This is a genomic window from Vibrio crassostreae 9ZC13, from assembly GCF_000272045.2.
In the GTDB taxonomy this organism is placed as follows: Bacteria; Pseudomonadota; Gammaproteobacteria; order Enterobacterales; family Vibrionaceae; genus Vibrio; species Vibrio crassostreae_C.
This window is the reverse complement of record NZ_AJYZ02000019.1, coordinates 1,359,839-1,368,210: the sequence shown is the minus strand read 5'-3', so window position 1 is coordinate 1,368,210 and position 8,372 is coordinate 1,359,839. Positions and strand designations below refer to the sequence as shown.

Here is an 8,372-nt window from a genome sequence, read left to right as displayed (position 1 = left end):
TACCCGCCATATTGAGGGGCATAGGCTTCTGGATTGGCTCGAAATTCATCTCTGTTTTCACTGCTCGCAAAGTTATAGATCGCATTCTTATAGGTCGCTGTGAACTCAGATGTGCCTTTTACTGGACCTTCATTGGCAAAGTAAGCGACAGGATCATAGCCTTTAATTGCGAGGTTATTGCTGTCGACACTCATATCAAGGTCTGCTGCCATTAACGAAAAGCTGGTGCCTAGTAACTCGGCCATTAGAGTGATTTTTTGACTGGTCGATTTCATGTGTGACATATCAAGTTCCTTGTCAGTGTTGGTTATCTTGTTTGAAATAATTTAGCCCACTCGTCCGGTCTATAGAGGGACAAAAGAACTAAAAACTAAGCGAATCGTTCGGAGGATGCATGGATCTGCTTTCACAACTAATGGAACACTTCTCGATACGCACTGGCGTTTTCTATTCTGGAAACCTGTGTGGAGTATCGTCATTTAACGCGCAACAAGGTAAAGAGGGCCACCTTCATGTATTGAGCGCGGGGGAGTTGAGCTTGTCTAGCGCTCACACGGAACACAGGCATTTGTCGCAGCCTTGCATTGTTTATTTGCCGAAATGGCGTCACTGGCCGCGATGTCTCGTACTCAGTTTATTGAAGCGTTCAAACGGGAAGTGGGTGAAACGCCGGGAGATTATGTGCAAAAGTGGCGAGTCTCTGTTGCTCAATCTCTGTTATTGCAAAATAAGCCGATCAATTGGGTCGCTGATGAAGTGGGTTACAATAGCTATTCAGGATTCTCACGTGCTTTTCAACATGTTGCCGGAGTGTCGCCGCGCCTTTGGCTAAAGCAAAATGCGTCGTGAAGCGCTGGCCATCCCTACCTGCAATATGGCTATTGGCATCAGGCTGGCCTATGTTTTAGCGGAAATTGAGCGTAGTTTGTTCATTTCTCGAATGACGGTGTAAAAAGGTGGACTTTATTAGCTCGTTGTAACATCCTGCCCGTCCTATTTTATCAGACATCAATGAGACGAAGTGCCTGCTGAGCATTATTCAGCCTCCCGTATCTCATTAAAGTATTAAGGAGTTCAACTTGAACCTATTTGTAAGAGACCTTACCGTTATCGATTCTTCATACATCTGTGAACACAGAGGGGTCGTAGGAGATAGTTGGATTTTAGATGTCACCATGTCTGGTGAACTTAATGAAATGAGCATGGTGCTGGATTTTAGCAAGGTCAAAAAGCAGATCAAACAGCTTGTCGATGAGCATGTTGATCACCGTTTGCTGCTGCCAATGCAGAGCGCTGCAATTGTTCTTCAAGCGAGCAAAGCGGGCTACTCTAAGGTTGATGTGTTGCGTGGTGACAAGAGTCTTCATCTACATTGCCCTGATGAAGCATATTGCCTCATTGATGCAGAAGCGATCACCATCGAGAGTGTGACCGCACACGTTTACAATATTCTTCGCGATAACCTACCAAGTAACGTCACAGGGTTAGAGATCACCCTACGTCATGAGAACATTAATGGTGCGTTCTACCACTATACTCACGGTTTGAAAAAGCATGATGGTAACTGCCAGCGCATCGCGCATGGTCACCGTTCTCCAGTTGAAATTTTGGTTGATGGTCAGCGTGACGGGCAACGTGAACAAGCATTTGCTCAGCGTTGGGAAGACATTTATTTAGGTTCTAAAGAAGACCAAGTTTCAGTTTCATCACTTAACCTGAGTGAAAACGCGAACAGTGTTAATGATGAAAGTCACTATGGCTTCCGCTACACCGCGCCACAAGGCGAATTTGAGCTAGCGATTGCTAAGAGTGAGACGGAAATTTTACCGACAGATACCACGGTGGAATTACTTGCTGGCTATATCGCGGATCAAGTTGAACCTAGCCTAGCAGAGAACCAATCACTACAAATCGTCGCTTATGAAGGTGTTGGCAAGGGCGCAATGGCGTTCCGATAACACTCCAGCGAGTGACACAGTCTCATTACTGACATGATGAAATAAAGGCAAGATAATCCGTTATCTTGCCTTTACTTTTTGTGACTCTTTAAAACTGATTTAGCTGATGATGTTAGGCACAAACACTAACGAAGCAGCACGCGTCGCAGTGGTGTTTTTTCGATTCCAACAACCAACCCGAAGCTCAACAATACGGTGCCAAAAAATACCGTAACGTCTTTTGCCAATTCCGTAATCCCTAAAGCTCCACAGACATTGAACAACACGATAATGATCAGCAAATGACAAACGTAGATACCCAGCATGCGACTTGAAATGGCACGAATCCAAGCATAGTTGCCGATGTTTGGATTAGCTAAAAGCCACATAAACACGCCCATCCCCCATAGCGCCGTGCCAAACAAGAAATCATTCATGTTGAATCCGACGTCGAACGTGGTGAGCCATGCCGCCTCAGCAAAGTGAATCAACATGCCTAACGCTAATAACCCCAACGCTTTAGTTGATGACACCTTCCATTGATTCTGACGAATAAGGAAACCTAAGGTCACCATTAACGTGCCAAAGAACGGGCCATTACGCGTGAAGAAGGGTGCTTCTAATCCGGTCAGCGTTGCGTAGCTGCCCGCTAAAACACCATAAACGTAAAGTACAATGGCCGCTGGTAATAGCAGTTTGTCGAGTTTCATTTCGACTATCAAAGCAATGATCAAAACTGCACATACGAGAGCGGGAATAAACCATAAATGAACCAATCCACCCTCTAAGAAAGAGTTAAGTGGCGTGTTCATTAAGAAACCCCAATAGCCTTGGCGCTCACCTAGGTAACCAAACTCTTCTACCTTCGCGAGGTTGAATGGCATCACTAAGCAAATGATGCTCCATGCTAACCAAACCTTAAGCAGTGGTTTAGAGTAATTAATGACGGTTTGCCACGGGGAGGCAGTCAGCTTGGGCTGAATAAGATAACCGGAAATTAGGAAAAACAGAGGTACCGCAAAACGAGCGGTTTGGTTGAGTACATAACCGATCCAAGGCACTTCATCTATTTGCCAATAAGTGAGTGCCATTTGACCGTGTAAACCAATGATCGCCAAGATAGCAATCACTCGGCCTAACTCGATACTGGCGATGTGTTGTGAAGGCGTATGTTGAACGGAAGACATATCAGATCTCTTAGTAAAATTTTTACGAAATCTAGCAGCCTTTCTGCCCAACCAGTTAGTCCTAAATCAAGGCTTATGACCTTTATTTCAGGGCTTGTGTCGGTTTTTTGAAGCCTGTCGCAGCTATATTAAACCCATTGCGGTGAGTGCAAAAATACCTAGCGTGCAAGTGATAAGAGAAACAACGGTCGTGAGCGCGATGATGTTAGCCGCCAAGGTTGAATTTCCTCCCATTGCACGAGCCATAACATAGCTTGCCGCTGCCGTTGGTGCAGCGCTCATCAAGAAGATAAGCCCGAGGTCGAGCCCTTCAAACCCTAAGTACCCAGCAGCCAATGTAATCAGTAAAGGTGAGGCAATTAACTTGTAACTAGAAGCGAACCACGTCGACAACTTTTCTTGTTTGAGTGAGCTAATATCCAGCGACCCGCCAGTACAGAGTAGGGCCAAAGGTAATGTCATATTGGCAAAGTATTGCCCAGCGTCAGCCACCATTTTTGGAATAGGAATTGAAAGCGCATAGAAGACGACCGCTAAGAAAATAGCGATGATCAACGGGTTTTTGGTGATGGACTTGACGATTACTTTAATGGCTTTCGCGCCGGTGTCTTTGCCTTTGGGTGTCAGTGCAATCACGGCTTGAATGTTATACAGCACGGTTAGAGATGCGACATAGATAGCCGCCAATGCCACGCCTTGGTTGCCATAGATATTAGCCACATAGGCGAGGCCGATGATCGCGGTATTGGCGCGGAATCCACCTTGGACAATCACACCTTGATCTTTCGAACCTTTAAATACTAACTTGGTCGAGAAAATCGTGAACAAGAAAAAGATAAAGTTAGCGATGACGCCAAAGGCAACTAACGCGCTACTGGCTGAAAAGTTGTGATTCGATTGAACAATACTCAGAAATAGCATCGCGGGTAGGGTGACTTGAAAGACCACCTTAGATGCGACATCAATGAAATTGTCGTTGATTAAGCCGATTCGTTTGAGCATCACACCAAGAAACAGCATTAAACAGATAGGGCCTGTTACTGACGCCGAAAACGCAAACTGTTCCCAAAGTGTGTTCATTCTCTTTCCCTAGTTATTAAACTCAATAATCGGTTAACTCAAATTCCTTTGAATACTGTCGCATTTTTCCACAGTTCTTTGATAAGACAAAATGAATACCTAGGGTTAAGTAAAAAATCTTGAAAAAAAGAACGAACGTGCTAAAAATAATGTATCAGATTTATTATTGGTGAATAATGAGTAAGGGAAAGATAACCAAAGAGTATATTTTGAGCCATGCATTCGCGCTTGCAAGTGAGAATGGGCTTGAGAGTTTGACGATTGGCGAGTTAGCCAAGCAGTGTGGCATGTCTAAGAGTGGCTTGTTTGCACACTTCAACTCTAAAGAAAACCTGCAACTCTCTGTACTCGAGTATTCCAACGCCATATTCACCGAAAGAGTCATCATTCCCGCAAGAGAGCTGGGAGATGGTGATATTGAAGCGAAATTGAAACAGCTGCTCGACAATTGGCTGGGCTGGAACCATTCATTCCAAGGCAGTTGCATGTTTATTGATGCATGGAAAGATGCGGGCAGTGAAAGGTCTGTGATTCAGAAAGCACTGCAGAAAACCATTTCAGTGTGGATTGACTACTTGACGATTCAGGTAGCAAAAGCGGTTGAGAGCAAACAGTTCAGAGCCGATTTAGACCCGAAACAGGCAACCTTCGAGTTATACGGTCTTTATTTGAGTGCGAACTTGTTCTACTCGTTACGAGGCCAACAAGCGAGCCACACCCATTTTTGGAGTGGTGTCGAGCGCTTGGTAGCCAGTTGGAGAGCGGTTTAATACATACAGCAGGTTAACTCGCAAATCATGTGACTTTGCTTAACTAAGGTTTGCAAAAGATTTTAACAGAAGTGGCGGCAAGCAATCATAAACAGCGCTATCGTCATTTTTTATACTAACAAATAGCACGGTCGTTCGATTTTCAGGGCCGAGCTCGATCCGCCAATGATGATGGCGATACAAGGACCGGTCATGAGTGACAAAATCTACTTTAATACATCGAACAAATTCAGCTTCAAGCGCAGCTTAATTGGCGCAACAACCAATCTTCATTACATCCTAGCGCCGAGTCATGCGAAGAAAACAGCACGTAAGTTGCTGCTCACTCCAATGCGTACTGAGCAGAAAAATGCTGATCCCCAAGGGCTTATCAAGAGTGAAATCAAAGGTCGTGATGGCGTTTTAAAAACCTATTCTTTGGGTACGGGGCCTGTTTGGGTGCTGACTCATGGTTGGTCTGGCACCGCGAGTCAGTTTTTCCCTCTGATGGAACATATCGCCGCTAAAGGTTTTACGGCTCTGGCTTATGATCACCCTGCTCATGGTGGCAGTGATGGTGTACATGGTCATATTCCTGCGTTTGTGAACGGCCTTGAAGCGATTCTCGATTCGGTGGGTGAGGTAGCAGGTTTGGTCGGTCACAGTATGGGCACGGCTTCTGCGTTGGAATGTAAGCACGTTAAATTGGAAAACAAGCCATTATTGCTGATTGCACCTGTACTGGATTATCTAGAAAACCTATTTGGCAGCGTTGCGCGTTCTGGCTACTCAATGAAACTGTTCGAGGCGGTAGTTGGAGAAGTCGAAGAGCAGTTTAACTACCCGATTCAGTCTGTTGATCCCTATGGAAAGCTAGCGCTTCGTGAGTCTCAGACGATCATCGTTCATGATGAGCAAGACAAGTTTACTAAGTTTGATGTGTCTCAGCGTGCTGCTAATGAAATGGGTCGCGTTACTTTAATTGCGACTCAAGGACAGGGCCACGGGCGAGTAATGAAGTGCCCACAAGTATTTGAGAGCTTTGATAACTTGATTGGTTAACTTTAACTAATCAAGCCAGTAGAACGCAGGTTAAGAAAACAAACACTAAAAAGGCCAACCAGACATTATCTGGTTGGCCTTTGTTTTAGGGATTTAGTTGATGCTTAGTTGGTGTTTAGCTCAACCCTATTTTTAGTTAACAGCTTGCAGGACCGATCTCTTTCCACACGCCCCATTGGCCTGTCGTTGTTGGATCTTCACCGGTTGTCCACCATTTCGCTTCCCAAATTTTACCGCCTTGAGTCACTTGGTCGCCACCAGTGTAAACCGCGCCTGAATCCCAAGCGTTAGTACACGTACCGCCGCCTGTGGTTTTCTTAAGAACTTTCACTGAAGTAGCTGCTACCGATGTATCAGTGCCATCGCTGACCGTTACAGAGAAGTTCAGCGTTGTATCTTGCGTGTATTCCGCCGCGACAAAGCTCACTGAAGCACCTTGAACCGTTGCATCGATACCAGCAGGTACATCCCACGTGAAGGTCAATGTGTCTTGGTCTGAATCGCTTGAAGCCGAAGCATCAACCACGACTACATCACCTGCATTAACTTCAGCCGGAGCCGTAACCACTGCTACTGGTGCTGTGTTTACTGGGCCTGTATCTTTAGGGCTTACTGTTACAACAACGGTGTCAGTAGAAGTAGCACCTTCGTTGTCCGTTACCGTTAGGCTGAAGGTTAGTGTTTCTTGCTGAGCGACTTCAACAACATCGAAACTCGCAACCGCAGCATTAGCGTTCGCCAGTGTTACTGCTGTACCGCCGACTTGAGACCAAGCGTAGCTCGCGATTGTACCGTCGCTGTCTTTTGAAGCGCTGCCATCTAGAGAAACAGAAGCTGGGCCTTCAACCGATTGGTCTGTACCTGCAGCTGCCGTTGGTTTGCGGTTGACAGGATCAGTTGTACCGCCCGCTAGGCCTTCATGCATTGCATTCAGGATGTCGCCGTTATCTGCATCAATTTCCCAAGAGAATAGACCCGCAAGGCCAAGGCTACGAACGTACGCGCCTTTTGCTTTTACAGAGCGATCATCATCAAATGTGATTAGCTGACCTGAAGTGCGGTTCCAAACGTAAGGCGCTTCTGCCATTTCGTCATAGCCATATTCGAAGCCGTTGATGCCTTGGTTATTCGCGCCAAGCATGTTTGCTTTAATGCCTTTGTAATCAATAACGCCATCTTCCCATACGCCTTGCGCAGAGCTGCCTTTCAGTTTGCCGTTACCAACGCCTGTCATAGGGTCGCTCGGATCGGTGAGTGATGATGGTAATACGCCTTCCCAACCACGACCGTACATCGCTGTACCAACCACAAGCTTGTTCGCTGGAACACCTTGCTCAAGCAACAGTTGGATGCCGTTGTCTGTGGTGTAAGCTGGGCCTGTGTATTGTTCGCCATTTTCATCAAGGCCTGTGCCATCACATTGACCAGGACGCATGAAGTTACCGCAGTTTAGTGCTGCTTGGTGACCTAACACGTTGTTCCAACCGCCGTAGAAGTCGTAAGTCATTGCGAAGATGTAATCCATGTATTGGATAGCATCGCCGTAGTTCACGTCTTCAATCTTATCGTGACCAACACCGATCGCAGAAGTGAGCTCGTAAGTACGACCGTTTTCCGCTTCTAGCTCATCTAGCATCACGCGAAGTTCTGCCATCAGTGCAATGTAAGCTGGGCCGTCATTTACAGGATCACCAAGGTCTGGAGCAGCACCGCCACCACCAGGGAATTCCCAATCGATATCCACACCGTCGTAGAATTTCCATGTGTTAAGGAATTTCTTAACAGACGCTACAAAGGTGTCACGGTTGGCTTTAGTTGTGAAATCAAAGAACGGGTCAGACAGCGTCCAGCCACCAATCGATGGGATGATCTTCAAATCAGGATTACGCTGTTTGAGCGCCATCATCATTGCGTAGTTACCCTTGATCGGTGAGCTGTATTCGTGTCCCGCTTGAGGGAAGCTTTTCTGGAAAGCCGCCCAAGGGTCATGAATCACCACTTCGTAATCGTTAACACCCTGACAAGCTGTCATGAGGGCGTTGTAGCTGTTTCCACCTACCGATTTTACTGATTCGTTAGGACCACAAATTGGGATGAAGCCGTAAAGGATGTGGGTCAAGTTATCAGCAGGTAGGTTATCTACCGTGTAGTCACGACCATAAATACCCCACTCAACAAAGTAAGTACCGACTACCGTGTTTGGATCTGTGTTGTATGACTTGTTGTTTGGATCCACATTCATCGCAAGTGGCGCTAAGTGTGCGCCATCTGTATCGGCAATCGTGATTTTAGCGGGTGCGCTTTTGCTACAACCTGTTTCGTCACACGCTTCTATTTCCATTTCGAATAAGCCGCCT

The 8,372-nt window shown here is 46.2% G+C and carries 7 protein-coding genes and 1 pseudogene; 4 read left to right on the top strand and 4 right to left on the bottom strand.

All coding sequences use genetic code 11. The features are described from left to right. A partial coding sequence (locus A136_RS07250; protein WP_017065071.1) for a YHS domain-containing (seleno)protein occupies positions 1-284 on the bottom strand: 284 nt, incomplete at its 3' end. A gap of 110 nt (positions 285-394) precedes the next feature. Between A136_RS07250 and A136_RS23000 the strand changes: the two are divergent. Both A136_RS23000 and A136_RS07240 read left to right on the top strand, forming a co-directional pair. Continuing rightward, a pseudogene (locus A136_RS23000) lies at positions 395-849 on the top strand (helix-turn-helix domain-containing protein). A 230-nt stretch (positions 850-1,079) separates the two neighbouring features. Next, on the top strand, positions 1,080-1,958 hold the full coding sequence (locus tag A136_RS07240) for a 6-pyruvoyl trahydropterin synthase family protein (RefSeq protein WP_017065070.1): 879 nt from the start codon (positions 1,080-1,082) through the stop codon (positions 1,956-1,958). A 125-nt stretch (positions 1,959-2,083) separates the two neighbouring features. Here the strand turns inward: A136_RS07240 and A136_RS07235 are convergent, their stop codons facing one another. Together A136_RS07235 and A136_RS07230 are read right to left on the bottom strand one after the other, a co-directional pair. Further along, positions 2,084-3,124, bottom strand: a complete 1,041-nt coding sequence (locus tag A136_RS07235) for an acyltransferase (RefSeq protein ID WP_017065069.1) — start codon at positions 3,122-3,124, stop codon at positions 2,084-2,086. Positions 3,125-3,247: 123 nt separating this feature from the next. Beyond that, entirely contained in the window at positions 3,248-4,204 is a 957-nt protein-coding gene (locus tag A136_RS07230) for an AEC family transporter (RefSeq protein ID WP_017065068.1), read from the bottom strand. A 176-nt stretch (positions 4,205-4,380) separates the two neighbouring features. Between A136_RS07230 and A136_RS07225 the strand changes: the two genes are divergently transcribed. Together A136_RS07225 and A136_RS07220 are read left to right on the top strand one after the other, a co-directional pair. Further along, positions 4,381-4,974, top strand: a complete 594-nt coding sequence (locus A136_RS07225; RefSeq protein WP_029235279.1) for a TetR/AcrR family transcriptional regulator — start codon at positions 4,381-4,383, stop codon at positions 4,972-4,974. 192 nt (positions 4,975-5,166) lie between these two features. Continuing rightward, positions 5,167-6,015, top strand: coding sequence for an alpha/beta hydrolase (locus tag A136_RS07220; protein WP_017065066.1), 849 nt, complete (start codon positions 5,167-5,169; stop codon positions 6,013-6,015). Positions 6,016-6,151: 136 nt separating this feature from the next. Here the strand turns inward: A136_RS07220 and A136_RS07215 are convergent. After that, a partial coding sequence (locus tag A136_RS07215; RefSeq protein WP_017065065.1) for a glycosyl hydrolase family 18 protein occupies positions 6,152-8,372 on the bottom strand: 2,221 nt, incomplete at its 5' end.